General features: G+C 52.9%; 9 protein-coding genes and 2 pseudogenes. 4 read left to right on the plus strand and 7 right to left on the minus strand.

Going from position 1 to position 15,689, the window contains the following annotated elements:
* Positions 1-4: 4 nt before the first annotated feature.
* Positions 5-2,086, minus strand: coding sequence for a penicillin-binding protein 1A (locus AC3FLX_RS30305; RefSeq protein ID WP_488701059.1), 2,082 nt, complete (start codon positions 2,084-2,086; stop codon positions 5-7).
* Positions 2,087-2,646: 560 nt separating this feature from the next.
* On the opposite strand from AC3FLX_RS30305, the gene AC3FLX_RS30310 reads away from it, so the two are divergent.
* Positions 2,647-3,867: an EAL domain-containing response regulator gene (locus tag AC3FLX_RS30310; protein ID WP_488701032.1), complete on the plus strand. Its 1,221-nt coding sequence runs from the start codon at positions 2,647-2,649 to the stop codon at positions 3,865-3,867.
* Positions 3,868-3,942: 75 nt separating this feature from the next.
* On the opposite strand, the gene AC3FLX_RS30315 is transcribed toward AC3FLX_RS30310, so the two are convergent.
* On the minus strand, positions 3,943-4,200 hold the full coding sequence (locus AC3FLX_RS30315) for a hypothetical protein (protein ID WP_488701033.1): 258 nt from the start codon (positions 4,198-4,200) through the stop codon (positions 3,943-3,945).
* A gap of 207 nt (positions 4,201-4,407) precedes the next feature.
* Between AC3FLX_RS30315 and AC3FLX_RS30320 the strand changes: the two genes are divergently transcribed.
* Both AC3FLX_RS30320 and AC3FLX_RS30325 read left to right on the plus strand, forming a co-directional pair.
* A complete protein-coding gene (locus AC3FLX_RS30320; RefSeq protein ID WP_488701034.1) occupies positions 4,408-5,079 on the plus strand; it encodes a response regulator in 672 nt (223 codons plus the stop codon).
* A 215-nt stretch (positions 5,080-5,294) separates the two neighbouring features.
* Positions 5,295-8,558, plus strand: coding sequence for an InlB B-repeat-containing protein (locus AC3FLX_RS30325; protein WP_488701035.1), 3,264 nt, complete (start codon positions 5,295-5,297; stop codon positions 8,556-8,558).
* A 478-nt stretch (positions 8,559-9,036) separates the two neighbouring features.
* On the opposite strand, the gene AC3FLX_RS30330 is transcribed toward AC3FLX_RS30325, so the two are convergent.
* Positions 9,037-9,270: a DUF6429 family protein gene (locus tag AC3FLX_RS30330; RefSeq protein ID WP_488701036.1), complete on the minus strand. Its 234-nt coding sequence runs from the start codon at positions 9,268-9,270 to the stop codon at positions 9,037-9,039.
* 25 nt (positions 9,271-9,295) lie between these two features.
* Positions 9,296-9,666: pseudogene (locus AC3FLX_RS30335) on the minus strand (Tn3 family transposase); the annotation flags it as partial.
* Here AC3FLX_RS30335 and AC3FLX_RS30340 point away from each other — a divergent pair.
* Positions 9,661-10,566 (plus strand): annotated as a pseudogene (locus AC3FLX_RS30340) (IS110 family RNA-guided transposase); the annotation flags it as partial. The pseudogenes AC3FLX_RS30335 and AC3FLX_RS30340 overlap by 6 nt on opposite strands.
* A gap of 1,209 nt (positions 10,567-11,775) precedes the next feature.
* On the opposite strand, the gene rpoD reads toward AC3FLX_RS30340, so the two are convergent.
* Genes rpoD through AC3FLX_RS30355 form a run of 3 tightly spaced genes read right to left on the minus strand, consistent with a single transcriptional unit; the run spans position 11,776 to position 15,656 of the window.
* Complete coding sequence (rpoD, locus tag AC3FLX_RS30345) at positions 11,776-13,629, minus strand: RNA polymerase sigma factor RpoD (RefSeq protein ID WP_488701037.1); 1,854 nt, start codon at positions 13,627-13,629, stop codon at positions 11,776-11,778.
* Between the two features lie 7 nt (positions 13,630-13,636).
* The gene (locus AC3FLX_RS30350; RefSeq protein WP_488701038.1) at positions 13,637-14,785 is read right to left on the minus strand and encodes a DUF1275 domain-containing transporter; all 1,149 of its coding nucleotides are present in this window, start codon (positions 14,783-14,785) and stop codon (positions 13,637-13,639) included.
* A 55-nt stretch (positions 14,786-14,840) separates the two neighbouring features.
* Positions 14,841-15,656 (minus strand): fused MFS/spermidine synthase, encoded by an 816-nt coding sequence (locus AC3FLX_RS30355; protein WP_488701039.1) that lies wholly within the window; start codon positions 15,654-15,656, stop codon positions 14,841-14,843.
* Between the last annotated feature and the right edge of the window lie 33 nt (positions 15,657-15,689).

Below are 15,689 nucleotides of genomic sequence, written 5' to 3' on the forward strand. Positions count from 1 at the left end.
AACCTCACTCGTTCGCACGGAACAAGTCGAGCACGCGCTCCTTCTCCTCGGCATCGCCATTCGGCGGCTCATCGCGGCCTAGATTCTCCGCGCATGCGAGCGAGCTGTGGATAAAACGCGGTAAACTGGCCACGCACTCTCCTTTCAGGTACTCGTCATAGACATAGTCCCCTTCGAAGAGCGCTATGCCCGGGGGTAATTTGGCCAAAACAGGCGACCGTCCCTGGACGGCTACTTTCATATAGTCGAGCCACACAGGCAAAGCAACTGTCGCACCGGTCATCCCTCTTCCACCCGACAGGCTTCGCGGCGAGTCGTATCCGAGCCACGCGACCGCAACCACACCAGATGAGTAACCAGCAAACCAAACATCCTTCGAGCCATTGGACGTGCCAGTTTTACCTGCCGAATCAGGTCGTCCCAGTGATATAACACTATGTGCAGTGCCTGCTGTAACAACGTCACGGAGCATGCTGTCCATCACGAACGCATTGCGCGCAGAAATTACTCGTACACCAGACATCGCGGGCGCCTCGTACATCGTCGCGCCGCCTCGCCTCTTTATCGAGAGAATCAGTCGCGGCTCCTGACGGATTCCTCCATTCTCGAACACGGCATAAGCACTTGCTAGCTCCAAGGGGGTGACGGCCCCCGCCCCTAATGCGAGGGGTAGCGACACTGGATTGTACGAAGCATCGAAGCCGAAGCGTAGAACATGCTCGCGCACATACTGCGCTCCAGATGCCGCCATCAAGTTGACAGCAACAAGGTTCTTCGACCGCACGAGCCCCCGACGCACCGGGATAAATCCCTCATACCTCTCCCCAAAGTTCTTTGGACTCCATGGGAGCGCTCCAGTCTCTTCCTTGGTGAGCGTGCGCCGAGTGTCATCGACGAGCACACCTGGGAAAAGTCCTTTTTCCAGCGCGGCAGAGTAGATGAAGGGCTTGAAGCTAGATCCTGGTTGTCGGTGCGCTTGCAGCGCTCGGTCAAAAGTACTGGACGCAAAGTCCACACCGCCGACCAGAGCGAGTATGTTGCCATTCGATGCGTCAATGGAAACAAGCGCCCCCTCCAACTCAGAGGGGGCCCCGGATTTCCCAATGGTTCGCCCTTTCACCGCACGAAACACCGCTGATTCAGCCGCACTTTGCTCAGACATCGAGACGGTAGTCGTGATATCGATTCCGAGCGTATAGGCGTCGTCACCAAGCAAAGAAACTGCCAAGCTACGAGCTCGCTCTGCGACATACGGAGCAGCAATAACGGTAGGCGGCCGCCGTCCTTTGATAGTGACCGGAGTTGAAATCGCGCTCTGATACTGAAGGGCATCCAGATAGCCGAGCTTTAACATACGACCTAATACATAGTTCCTGCGAATTGTCGCTCGCTCAGCATTTACGACCGGATTAAATGCCGATGGGGCTTTCGGCAACCCTCCAAGCATTGCAGCTTCGGCCGGCGTCAGTTCTTCTAATGACTTACCGAAATATACCGTTGACGCCTGCGCGAAACCATACGCCCTCTCTCCTAAGTATATCTCGTTCATATATAGCTCGAGAATCTTGCTCTTACTATATTTCGCCTCCAATTTGTACGCCAATAGGATCTCAGCCAATTTTCGACTGAAAATCTTCTCGCGCGACAAATAGAAATTGCGCGCAACCTGCATCGTGATTGTACTCCCTCCCTGCGCTGGAGTACCCGAGAGCATGTTTGTAAGTAATGCGCGTCCGAGCCCTACAAAGTCCACCGCCCGATGCTCATAAAAATTAGCATCCTCTGCGGATATAAGAGAATTACGAACCAGTGGCGGAATTTTCTGAATGGGTACCACTTCCCGACGCTCGGGCCCATACTCCGCTAGCAACACGCCATCGGCCGAAAATATCCGCAATGGCATCAGGGGGCGGTGAACTGCCAGATCGTCCACCGACGGCAGTGCCCACCAAACGGAGAGCATTAACCACACTCCAATGCCACAGCACGAAATCAACATCCCGATTACACCGCCGAAAATGAACCGCCGCCATTGCAAGCGCTTCCCTTTATCACGGTTCGGTGCTTTGTCATTGCGAGCCACCATCACCCTCCCCCGAATCCAATCAACAACATCCACCAGCATGGCTAGTTCCGCCACAAGAAATGCCTAGCTCCAGGCGGACTTACCGCTCTTAGAGCGAAGCATTGCTTATACCAACTGTCGCCCGCCAATGTGACCAAGAATATTCTTGCTTACGATGGGTGCGCGCGCGAGGACAATGGAGCACTCGCAACTCCCGTGACAACATTCCTGAGCATTTCGCGGCGAAGCCATGATAGGCGTTGTGAATCGTTACCCGTTCATGGAACAGAAGCTACGCATATGGCACATCGAAGCACGCCGCCCACGACACCGCCAAGGAAAATGCCAGCGGTCTCTCATTATAGCGTGAGGATTTTCTGAAATCTTATCAATAGGACGCCGCATAATCTGCATCGTAATGCGACCGTACGCCAGCACTATTACTCTAGGAGTGTAGAGGGCTTGACATTACCCCCTCAGATTGAAACTGCATATGTCGACAGAATGTTCTGATATATTCTGAATGATTTTCTTTCGTCCACATTCCGTCAAATTATATCCACATGGAACGAGATTATATCTTGACAAGCATTCTCCTCGTTGAAGATCATCGCGCTCAGCAAATATCTTGCGAAGAGGTCTTTCATTTTCTGGGATTAGGAAATTATGATATTGCAGAAAATGGCGAAGAAGCCGCACGTCTATTATTGCATCATGACTATGATGTTGTGATCTGCGATATCAGCATGCCGGATTGTAGCGGCCCCGAACTAATCTCAAAGCTTATTGAGCTGTGGTCTCGCGGAATTTGTAGGCGCAAACCGCTATGGGTGTGGCTTAGCGCCTTGGAAGCGGACATTCTTGAGTCGCATGTCGCACTGGCGAAGGAATTCTCCTTCCCCCTTGTTCTCGGTTTAACCAAGCCCCTGAGAGTGGACTCACTGGAAGAAATTCTTCGTCTTTCGCGAGTACGCTATGCAGATCATTCTACGCAGAAATCGCATAATATAACTAGTGAAAATATCTTAGATGCATTCGATTCTTTTGATGGATTTTCGATTAATTTTCAACCCCAAATTGATCTTGCGACCAATCGCCTAATCGGCGCGGAAGCACTTTGCAGATTTGAGCACCCATCGATTGGAATAGCTCCGCCTTCGTTTTTCATACCAATACTTGAAACCAACAACATCGCCCACCGGCTGTTTTTTTTCTCTGTCGAAAGATCATTAGATTTTCACAGTGATCTATGCAAAACTGGCGTATCAATTCCGATTAGTGTGAATGCATCAGCACAAACTTTGAGTCAATCTGGGATACTGGAAAAGCTTGAAACTATAATCTCGAGGCGCAACGCCAGTGCTAGCAATCTAGTAATCGAACTCACCGAAATGTCGCCAATCTCCGATCCAATCGCATTAGCGATCTGTCTCAATCGTTTACGTCTGGCAGGCTATGGTTTAGCCATTGATGACTTCGGCATCGGGATATCTACCTTGAGATTACTCGCTGACATCCCATTCACACAACTAAAAATCGATGGAAATTTTATCGATTCAATTACGCATAACAATCAACGTGGAATTATATCTCGCAAAATTATAGAATTATGTAACGAGCTTAGCATGGAATGCGTTGCCGAAGGTGTTGAAAATGCTTCTCAACTTGAAATGTTGAAAAAGATCGGGTGCAAAATAGGACAAGGTCATCTTTGGGCCAGAGCTATGTCATCTAAAAACTTCCTTAGCTGGCTAGCTCTTAAGGACGCCCGAATAACCGATTCCGGCCGCACTTCGCTCTGACAACCAGAAAATGGCGGTCAGACGTTCTTTGTCTGCAAATCGAAACTCCGCTGTGAATGACTTACAGATAGTCGACTACGACATACTGCCGCCGCTACTATCAAACTGCCCCTTGGCTAGCATGTGCGTTAAATCATTCAAGATATTCCGCATCTCCGGCATAACAATCAACTCATCATTAATGCGTCGAAGGGTCAAATGCTCCTTTACGGCAATCAACGCCATTCTGAATTCTGAATACGATGCAAGTCCCTCACTAGTCAATGCCAGATCAATTTCGGAAATTAGACGTATTTGGTCTATGCCCATCATTCCTCCTACGATAGGATGCAATCTTCGCTCAATGCACGCTAAAGGGCGTATAACAGATTACGATACTCCGATCCTGCTGCATTGCAAATAATTTTCATCAAATAACAAAACTCATAACAGATAAACTGCATCAACAATTTTTAGAAAAACAAGATATGGAGCGTAGATAATTTTCAACCGATGGCGCGCTTAAAAGATTTCATGAAATGATCAAAGGATAACGAGTTCATGCAAAAAATAGTGAGGGTCATGATCCTTGATGATCACTTAATAATTCATCATGGAATGGTTAGCATATTGGAGAAAATAAACTACATTTCCGTGGTAGGTATGTACTCCAGAAGTCGCGAGCTTATGGATGCACTGCGCGCCAATCCTCCTGATGTCGTCATACTTGACTTTGAATTGCATCCAGATGATGCCGATGGCGCCACACTTATCAAAAGTATAAAGATCCGCCACCCAGATGTAAAGATACTCGTAGTAACGGCACATGCAGCTGCAAGTATCGCCATGCTTGCATTTAGGGTGGGTGCGGATGGATTTTGTTCTAAACGAGAGGATCTCTCGCAAATCGCTGTGGCCATAAAGACGATTATGGTTGGACGAAAATATATTCCAAAAGACTTAGAGGGAAATTATATTTCATATCTATCAAATACTGCAAATTTGGAGAATGAAGCGTCCGATTTAAATAAAACCATCTCAGGGCTATCTGTTCTAACTACCAGGGAGCGCGAGATCATTAATTATATATTGATGGGAATGTCGATATCAGATATTTCCAGTAAATTGGCGAGGAGCGTAAAGACGATTAGCGGCCACAAGATTCTCGCATATAGAAAGCTCGGAATAGCATGCGATGCGGAATTATTCAAAATGAAGGACTTATTGAAATAAACTCCAACCTAATGGTGGTTATATTTAGGAAATCATTCCAACAGCAGGAACATTTGTGTCACGTTTTACGGCTGTGCGCAGTTCCAGTTTTTTAGAGTTAATTTAAAAATGAGGGCGAGCGCAGGGACCCGGAGCCCGACATCGAGCGTTGTTTTTTGGTCCTGCCAAGGTGAAGTCATTATTTGTCACCAATCCACATTCAACGGAGTTCTCTCATGGAAACCGATGCAGGTAAGCCCATATTCATACGCCTTGTAAACGAGCACTCATCCTCGGCGAACGAGCACGGGAAGAGAACAGCGGGCCTGGATGTCACCGCTTTGAGGGAATCCTTGATATTTTGCTTCAAAACTCAAAGCACACCCCCACAGATTACTTTTAATCTTTTTGACGATCTTTCCCTGACCCTACAGACAGAGATCATCGAGCCATTCGGTGTTGATGGGGTTACGTGGCGCGGCGTAATGCCTGGCGCTTCGAATGTTCGTGGGTATCTTTGTTTAATCGGGTTGCTCGCGAGCGGAACAAAGCCGGTTTCGCTATCGGGCAGCGTGATCGTGGACGATACCTCTTACGTAATAACCCCCGGGCCGATTGATAGTACGGTGTATATTTCACGCAAGACTCCTTTCTCCTCCATACATTGCCCAGAAACAATAGTTCCGCAATCAGCGGAGAGTACCCGGCATCACGGGAAATATTATGAGAATGACGGAATAGACACGAGTCAATCCACCTCAGTCATTCAGGTGCTTGCATTGTACCCGCAGGCAACCGCAAAACAACACTCGCAATCCGTCGACGGAATGAAAGCGATCGCCGGGCACGCACAATCCCTGACCAACGAGGTTTTCTCAAACAGCAAGATAGCGGCTCGCGTTGAAATCTTGATACAGGAAGCTCCCGCTTTACAGGCTACCGATACGCAAGCTTTGCTAAATGAAGTGTTGCGCGAAGGAAGTCCTGCTTTCGAGGCGGTATCCAAGGCTAGGGAGGCTATTCAAGCCGATGTCGTTGCTTTATTCGCTGCAAACCCAACGCAAAACGCACAAGGATTCATTCTTGGATCCGCAGGGGCGACTCCCGAACCTCCAACGGCAATGGTGTCAGGACTCCACCGATCGTGTTTTTCTATCGATATCGGCTCTGTCGACACCAACGTCTTCGCTCACGAGCTAGGGCATTTGCTTGGGGCTAAGCATGATAGATTCACCCGGCCATCCGGCGGCGACGATCCTAAGTACGATTATGTGCGCGGCTACGTCCCTGACGATAAATCGTTTTATACCGTGATGGCATACCCCAGTGCTTGTATTGATGGTGCATGCCAGCGTGTCCCAGCATTTTCCGCCGCGGAACTGACATGGCAGGGAAAACCCATGGGCATCCCGATGGGCCAGCCTAATGCCGCAGATGCTGCGCGTTTCCTGCGCCTAAGTACCCGAGTTGTTGCCGCTTATCGAGGGGCAGAAATACCGCGATGGACTCCTGTAACTTTGCACATTGACGTAGACCCGCCTCAAGGCGGCACCGCGATTCAGAGTGCCCTGGGACCGTATCCCAAAGATAGCACAGTCACCGTTACGGCGTTACCACGCGCAGGTGGATACAAATTTGATCATTGGGAACTTGATGGAAATCGTTACAGCAATGCAAACCCTGTGAGCGTTACGATGAACGCCGAGCATTCGCTTCGAGCCCACTTTGACCAGGGCAGTGCAATGCGGAGACTGGAGGTAACCCCTCCTGCCGCGAATGTCGCGATTATTCACCTGGATCCCCCGGGCCCATCTTATCTCGCCGGGACCTATGTTACCGCAACTTTACAAAATTTAGCGGCAGATCAAGATTTCATTTCTTGGCGGCTCGACGGGCAGCCGGCTAGCAATCAAAGCAAGCTAACACTAAGAATGGAGGCAGACCACCATCTTGAGGCAATCTTTAACGAAGACGCGCAACTCATAAAAGACAGCACATCGGCCATTGTCATCGAATCCGGAAAAATTGGAGAATTATCTCTTATGGCGCTAGGTCATCATGGAGGCTCCGGCATTGCCAATCGGTGGGTCGCGTTTACGCTTCAGGAAACGTCTTCCGGATCAAAACTAGATGGCCCATCGAGAGTTCAAACGGATTTGTACGGACGTGCGAAAGCAATCTTTCGAGCGGGACGGGTGGCTGAGACGGTAAAAGCTACCGCCACGTTGGAAAACAGTGTGGCAAAGCCTTTAGAGTTCGACGTAGTTGTTCCCAGGCGATTCATCGAGATAACGAAGGGCGACAAGCAACACCTTTTTGGGGACGAAACTTCGGGGGAGTTGGAGGTTCAGGTCCGGGATTTAGGCGTTCCTGTCGAAGCGGGCATAAAAGTCAACTTCTCTATCGATGCCGGTGGCGCGGGGTGCACCCTGACGAGCCCACATACGGAGACGGATGCGACGGGAAAAGCCCGCACAAGAGTGACCCGTACCCCCGCCGCCTATGGTGGCATGCGGATTATTGTTGCGACAGAAAATGCTATGCAGCAAGCACACTTCTTTCTCCGGAGCGTGTCCGAACGGGTACTTACATACATTGGCGGCGGAGGACGAACGCTCGTTGGGTCGTCCAATAGCGCCTTAAGCGTGGAGGTCACGGACGATGGCAATGAGGCCGGCAATGTGCCTGTTCATTTCAGCATAATGAGTGGCTCAACGGGCATCAAGCTAGAGACAGAAGACGCCATCACCGGTTCTGATAGCATTGCTACTGTCCATCTAACCCCAGCCACTGCGGTCGGCAAAGCCACCGTAGAAGCACACGCGCCGCACACCACATCTGCTTCTCAGTCCGTGACGTTCAAAATTCATGTCGTGTCAGGAACCGGAGCGTTGAAAATGTTCAGTGATGCATCCCAGTCAATTCCCATCGGCAAGGTTCCAGGACCATTGATCGTCCAAGCCCTCGAGTCAGGCAAACCGGTTGGCGCTGGCACCTTGGTACATTGCGTAATCAATAGTGGCACAACCGGGCTAAAGCTTGTGGCTACCAGCGTTCAAACGGACGCAAATGGCCTAGCTCACATTGGTTTTGATGGTGGTGCTGCCGGAATCGGGCACGCAGACATCAACATCACCCTAGATTCAGCTTTGGCGCCCGCGGTCTTTCGCATCCGCACTTTTAAAGCACGGAGTATCGAGTTGCACTCCGACGACTCACCAACGATCCTTGTCGGCCAAGCGCCCGCCCCTATTGTTGCCGCAGTATACGACGATGGCGCTCACATGCCAAACATAAACGTTCATTTTACGATGAATAGTGGTACAACGGGGCTTCAACTCGAATCAAATAGTGCTCAAACGGATGAGCGTGGCCGCGCATCGGTTAAAGCAGGAATTGCTACCGCCCCGGGTGAGGCTCAAGTCACGGTTAGCACGGAATATGCGGTCGCTGATCCTGTGCTAACCACTTGTCGAATAACGGTCAAGGCCAAAATCTAGCGAGTACGTTGGAGGCGATACCGGATTGGATGTTGCCTCCGACAAACACAACACGCAACAGATACGTAAGGGCTCGATCACTGCGTCTTCTTATCGGGCATCCATGGATTGATAAGGCTAAGGAATGTCTGCGCAACACGAACTCATGCAAGTCGCCGGCACGCGACGCCTGCGTGATTCCGACATGCGCTGTTTTCGATTGGTTGCCGTGCTGCCTGGAGTGCAACGGAGCTCTCTTGGCTGCGCTGCTGACGCCGCGGCGCTACATGGGGTAATCGTACTCTCCGTGCAAAATCTGGCGGCAAGGAACAAATTACCTTTAAAAATCCTAGTGTTAAGAAACCATCGAGTTCACGAACTCGCTTCCTTTCGATGCAGAATCTGGCGCCAACCTTGCCAGCAAACACCGCCCGAGAGCCCACGGACAACGCAGAAAAGCGCGCTATATACCTGTGTGCAATAGCCTGCTTACCCCTTGCTAGTCGCCAGCGCGGACGAAGTATTTCGTGAACAACCGCTCGGCCTCGCCTAGGCCCTCGTCGGTCAGCCACACCGATTTCGCACGGTTGGCCGGATCCCAGATGATCCCTTTCTCGTGCAAGCGATTCAGCGCGTCCCGGTCAAGGCTCTTCCAGGCACGATTCTCGTCGCATAAATTCAGGTAGAGCAGCGCGAGGACAACCTTGTCGACCGCATCGGTGTTGATGTCCATCCTGCCTCCTCCTTGAAGGTGGCCCTCACGATCCTGCCGCACGCTGCCAAGGCGCCGCTTCGAGCAGCATGTCCTGGTACTGCTCAAGGGGAAATCGCAACGTGCCCCGAAAGTTCACATGCGCCGAATGTGCCGGCCCCATTCGATGCAGCCAATCGTCGTCGACTCGCTGTCCCTTGCCGCGCCACGCGTCGACTGTCGATTGCATGCGCCGCGTGTTCCAGGCAATCACCAGGTTCGTCGCAGGGTCAAGGAGCCAGAAATCGCGAGCATTTCGTCACGACGACGGCCGCGCTCCGGAGCGACCTTGCCCGTATAGATCGTACGCTGGAGCTCGTGCACAGATTCACTTCGACTGAGTAGTGTATGTAGTTCTCGGCGAAACTCGACGTTCGCACACTGAATCCGCGGATGATCGTCATGGAAGCCTGCAGCACGGCGCATCACTGAGCACGGCGCTTCCAGGCGCTCGGCGTTGAGGTCCGCCTGATCAGCCTTCTGTATGTTTCGCCGTTCGTCAAAACTAGCAAGAATGACCGCAACGATGCCGAAGCAATCGTCGAGGCTGCCAGCCGGCCCGCGATGCGCTTCGTTGCCGTCAAGTCGGTCGAGCAACAGGACATCCAGGCCGGGCATCGAATGCGCACTATTCTGCTCCGCCACCGTACCGCCATGATCAACCAGATGCGCGGCTTGCTCGGGGAGCGAGGCCTCACGATTTCGCGCTCGCCAGATGCGTTCAAGCGTGCAATCCCGGACCTGCTTAGCAAGAGCGCCGACGAGCTGACGTCGTTCTGCCAGACGCTACTAACCGAACTGCTGCAGCAGCTGAAGGCCATCGAGGAACGTGTCCATCTAATCGAAGCCTCGATCCAGTCCTTCATGAAGCAATCCGCGCTATGCAAGAAGATCGCGCAAGTGCCTGGCATCGGTCCAATCACTGCCACGGCCATGGTGGCCGCCGTTGGCGACGCCAAGCAATTCCGCAACGGTCGGCACCTTGCGGCCTGGCTCGGCCTAGTGCCACGCCAGTACTCGTCGGGAGGCAAGTCTCGGCTGCACGGCATCAGCCGGCGCGGTGACACCTACCTGCGAACCCTGCTCATCCATGGCGCCCGAGCCGTCCTGCGTTACGCTATGAAGAAGGCCGATCCGCAGAGCGTCTGGCTACAGCAGTTGATTGCGCGACGAGGGCACAACTGCGCCGCGGTTGCGCTAGCCAACAAAAACGCGCGCGTCATCCAAGCGCTACTCAGCAGCGACTCTACCTACACATCGCGCTGCGCCACGGCATAGCCGCAAAGCAGCTTGCAAGGAGGGAGGATACCCATGCAGGTTTGCGAAGCTTCTCAAAGCGATGACGAAATTGGTTGAACCAGCATCCTAAGACCTGTTTTTCGTGCCGGCGACCGTTGTCAGGTACGCCGCGATCTTGCTAAGGACAGGGTGCGCGGATCTCATCAAGGCTGCGGGCGTGCTTCGGCAAGCGCCCATCGGGCAAGCCGGATACATGCATGCAGACCGTTTCAACATCACGAACAAGAAGCTTGCAAAAGGCGTTGGGTCCATACACGCACGAATAGTAGGATTGCCCCAGATAGCGAAGTTTGGCCTGCAGATCAATGAAGTCTGCGGTTGATGTTGCACAAGCCATGGTCTTCGGATTTCGCAAGCGGGGACAGAAGGACCAATTAAAGGTGTCCTTCTCGCGTTTTGCGCCCTTCATGACCGCGCTTTTGCTGCTCAGGACGGATGCTCCCCTCTGTCGTACAGCGCGTCTTCCAGTGCCTCGTCCAACAGCCCGGCATTTCGGCAAATGAAATGTCTTCTGGATCGAGGCGCGTCTCGATGCGCGGGAAAATGCGGGGCGAGATCAGTATCGCCCCTGGCACCTGCCTCCGAACTGACGAACGCGCTTGGTCTATCCCCTCAAGCATGATCGACACTGGGTGCATGCCGAGTTGCGTGCTTACACCTCTCCATGAAAGATGGCCTGAGGGGACCTAGTGTATTCAATGACAAAGCCAAGCTATTGGCAGCCGATCCGATCCTTCAGGAATTTGCGATACGCATACTCCACGTCCATGTCAGCTTCCTTCAGGGCATCAGCTGGGGTCGCGTGGGACTTGGAGCAAGTGTGAAGCCATTTGCTGCTGTCAATCTCAATCTTAAGCCACCCTCTATACCTACCGGCAGTCAGCTCCTCCACTCCGGTCATAATGCAAGTGCTTCCGCGTTCATAGGTCGCCATGTTGGACTCCTAGTTCCAGTGTTGCTCTGGTTTAACTGACAGGGATTTGTCAGCACAAAAAATCGCCGCCAAAGTTGAATTTCTTGATTGAGGTTTCAACCGTACACACGGTATACCGGCTACTTGTCGTGCTGCTACCACAGGGCGAAACGAATCATTCAACCTCCGCCTTGGTGAACAACTTATCCACGTAAAATCTTGGCTCAGAATGAGAGCAAAAACGTTCCTAGGAGTCGCCGCGCTAGCGTTTGCTCCTAGGCGACGTCACGATGCGCGTGCAAACGAGGAGCTCGATCGGGATTGCGCAACTTGCGTAGCGCCTGCCGTTCGAGTTGACGAACGCGCTCACGAGTGACGCCGTACTGTTGACCGATTTCTTCGAGGGTGTATTCGGTTCCGGTATCCATGCCAAACCGCATCCTCACAATCTTCGCTTCCCTAGGCTTCAAAGTTGCCAAAGCCTCTTCCAGATCAGCTCTGAGCGACACGCGCATTGCTGACTCCTCCGGGGAGGCCGAAACGGAATCGGCAAGTGTATCGCCTAGCAGCGCGTCGCCACTTTCGCCCATTGGGGTCTCCAATGAAAGCGGTTCCTTGACCAGATTCAAAATGGCCTTGATTTTTTTCTCTGGCATTGACAGACGCTCTGCAAGATCCGCCGGCGCGGGCGCTGCCCCCGTTTCATTGAAGAAATCACGGAAGGCACGATTGACTCTCGCGACAACCTCCACCAGATGAATAGGAATACGAATGGTAGGCCCCTTGTCCGCAATAGAACGGCCAATGGCCTGGCGGATCCACCAGGTGGCGTAGGTTGAGAATTTGTAACCTAGGCGATAGTCGAAACGGTCGACGGCACGCATGAGTCCCACATTCCCCTCCTGAATAAGATCAGATAGCGGCATTCCTCGGTAAATGAACTTCTTGGCATTGGAAACCACTAGGCGAAGATTAGCTTCGATCATTTCTGCCCGCGCTGCCTGAGCCTTTGCCTGTGCCTTTGCCACTCGCCTGCCAGCTTCCTTCAATTCGTCAAGCGACATACCCGATTGACGCTCGACTGCCATCAATTCCCGCTGGATTCCTTGAATCTCCGGAACAGCTCGCAACAGCGCATCCGGTGACCCGCAAGCGCACTGTCCAGCAAAGCTATTGGCCCAACCAAGATGAATTTCGTTTCCCGGGAAGCTCTGCAGGAAGCTCTCCCGACTGACTCCACATCGATCGACGACGACTGCTGCAATACGACGTTCAGCTTTGCGCGCGGCATTGATATTGCGAAACAGGGTCTCACTTAGTCGCGTAACGGCAGCGTTCGTCAGTCGGAAGGCCGCCAATCCCTTTCGCATCGCGTCCACGAGAGCGGTACTGGACGTTTTCCTCAGATGCTCAGGACCAGAATTCCACCCCGTGAACAGAGCACGAATGCTGGCCAGTCGGTCCAGAACGTCTTGTTGAGATGCAGTAGGAAACTTGGTTGGCGACGCCAACGTGGAAACTGTGCTGGACTCACCATCATCGGTATCTGCATCGTTGGTGCCCAATTCGTCCGTCACCATCGTTCGGCTCTCGACCTCGGTATCAACGCCGCCTATTGCTGGCACAACGCCCGACTGCTGACTGAACATGTCCTCGACATTCATCTCACCACGTTGGATCTCATCCGCGATGGCAAGTAACTCATAGATAATGACCGGACATGTAGCCATTTCCATGACTGCCTCGACCACAGCATCCTCAAGCCGCTTTGCGATGGCGACCTCCGCCTCACGCGTGAGCAATGGGGCTGCGCCAATCTCGCGTAGATAGAGTTGCAAGGGATCAACGGTACGTATGCCCCGTCCATCCTTTTGCAAGACGGCCGTGGCGGCGTCCTCTATGGCCGCGGCGTCAACAACTGAAGCATCTTTGAGCGAGTCAAGTTGAAGGGAGTCTCCCTCCGATATCCGCTCGACAACTTCGACACCAAACTGCTCCAGCATTGCCTGCATTTGTTCGACATTACCTTCTGGTATAGCGTCGCTGATTTCTCCATGTGTGAGAAATCCTCGCTCGCGTCCGAGGGCAACCAACGCGGTCAGGCGGGTCGTAGATTTGGCTTCATTCATGGTGCAATTACAAAGCGAAGAATCGCAGAAGGCAAAGGGCGAACCACAAGGCAGCGGAAATCCAGATCATCGCAATAGCCAGCACCGCCGTCCGGCAAATTGGCCGTTGAGCGGTACTGCGGCTCGCCGCGCGATGTTCCTCCAATACCTGCGCAGGAATCATCTTGACGACCAGCAGGATACCCAAAGGAATCAGAATGACATCGTCGACATAGCCAAGCACCGGCACAAAATCGGGTATGAGATCAATGGGAGATAGAGCATAGGCAGCGACTAGCGTGGCAAGCGTCTTCGCATACCAAGGGACGCGAGCGTCCTTTGCAGCCGACCAGATGGCATGAGCGTCAGCCTTGACTTCCGAAGCCCTGCCACGGATGCGATCGCCAAAATGAGCAAGGAAATCCTGGCGCCAAAAGCGAAGCCGCACGTCGTCGATGACTGGCACCGCGGCCAGTGCAAGCAGCATGACAGCCAGCGGCAACGTCATGCTGAACCCCACATGCTTGAATCCCAATGCTCCTGCTACGCCACCGAGAAAGAAGAGACCGACAAGGGTGACGAGGACGCGCAGTTTCTGGCGATTGGCCAGAACCGGGGGCTTACCTGCATCGGTCTTTGCCAGATTCCAGTAGAAAAGCTTCCCGAGTTCAATGCCGATATCGGTCACCATACCGGTCACATGCGTGGTGCGGATTTCAGCTTTCGACACCTTTGTCACCATCGCATTTTGTAGCCCCATGATGAAGCACAGGACCATCACCGTCGTGGGAATGAACAACCACTCATGACGCTCAAGATTGGTGCCGAGCAGCCCAAAACAAATGAGCAATGCTGCCTCCGCCATTAACGGCAGGGCATACGCGCTCTCTAGCCGCTCGCGCTGCCCCCAATTGATGAGAACGGCCGAGCAAGCGGCTCCACCCAAAAATGACAGCAAGGCACCGACGCTATCCAGCACAAGCCCTAGGTTACCGAGCGCCAAACTGTCGGCCATGGTGGACAGGATTCCAGACATGTGAGAGGTGTACTGCTGCACGGCCAAGAACCCGCCTGCATTAGTCGCTCCGGCAACAAAGGTGAGATAGCGAGCCAATCGAGTATTGGCATCGGGACTGCGCTCACTCCCAGTCAGCCGGCGCAGGTATGGGATGGGCATGTGCGCACTCTTGGTGAGGGTCTCTCAGGAAATGCACTGTTCAACGGCATCGCAGTCAACCGGCCAATCTCTGCCAAAAGACGTGATCTGATGCGAGGCGTTTGCCGCGCTTCAGTCGACCAGCCGCTGCGCGCAGGTTCAGAGGATGCATGGTCTCTAGCAAGCGAGCTCTTGTGACTAGCGTATCCAGCGAAGGAAGCTTCCACGCCCCCTTCCAAGCGAATAGCGTGTAGTTGCAACTGTCCTCTGTCAGTGACACGGAGAAGGAGTCGCCGAATACAGAGCGAATCTCTTCAAGGTAGAAGGGAACATCGGGATCCTGCTCCAGAAAATTGGCAACAAGAATGCCATTGTCGGCAAGCCGGGCGTGGCAGTCCGAATAGAAGGCGGCTGTCCCCAACTGCGCAGGCATACCATGCGCAACAAAGCCGTCCACCAAAATCACATCTGGTCGTGCATCCTGGCCTTTGACGTACTCCGCACCGTCCGCGCATATAACTTCGAATCGCTCCCCGTCCGCGGGAATCTGAAACGTGTTGCGTAAGGCGATCACTGCGGGATCAATTTCGATGGCGACCACTTTTGTAGCGGGAAGATAGTGATAGCAGTATTTGGCAAGGGATCCGCCGCCCAGTCCGATCATGGAGACCCGTGTGGGCGAGGGCCGCAGCAACAGAAAGCCCATCATCGTGCGCGTATAGCCCAGGACCAGCTTATTCGGGTCTCGTCGAGACATGAAACTCTGGGTCGCACGGATGTCGAAATGGAGCGAAAGTGCATCCTCTGTCTCCAGCACCACAGGTTTCCCATCGTCGGTGACTGTGGCAAGAAATCTTAGATATTCACGAAAGGAGGCTCGGGGGGGATTCATTTTGCAATTCTCAGAACGTTTGTTCGCGCAAAT

Source organism: Cupriavidus sp. 291-E7 (assembly GCF_057798835.1).

Bases quoted from the DNA above. Each gene is read 5' to 3' on its own strand.
- AC3FLX_RS30305 (WP_488701059.1), bottom strand. From the start codon at position 2,086: ATGGTGGCTCGCAATGACAAAGCACCGAACCGTGATAAAGGGAAGCGC.
- AC3FLX_RS30320 (WP_488701034.1), top strand. From the start codon at position 4,408: ATGCAAAAAATAGTGAGGGTCATGATCCTTGATGATCACTTAATAATT.
- AC3FLX_RS30325 (WP_488701035.1), top strand. From the start codon at position 5,295: ATGGAAACCGATGCAGGTAAGCCCATATTCATACGCCTTGTAAACGAG.
- AC3FLX_RS30330 (WP_488701036.1), bottom strand. From the start codon at position 9,270: ATGGACATCAACACCGATGCGGTCGACAAGGTTGTCCTCGCGCTGCTC.
- rpoD (WP_488701037.1), bottom strand. From the start codon at position 13,629: ATGAATGAAGCCAAATCTACGACCCGCCTGACCGCGTTGGTTGCCCTC.
- AC3FLX_RS30350 (WP_488701038.1), bottom strand. From the start codon at position 14,785: ATGCCCATCCCATACCTGCGCCGGCTGACTGGGAGTGAGCGCAGTCCC.
- AC3FLX_RS30355 (WP_488701039.1), bottom strand. From the start codon at position 15,656: ATGAATCCCCCCCGAGCCTCCTTTCGTGAATATCTAAGATTTCTTGCC.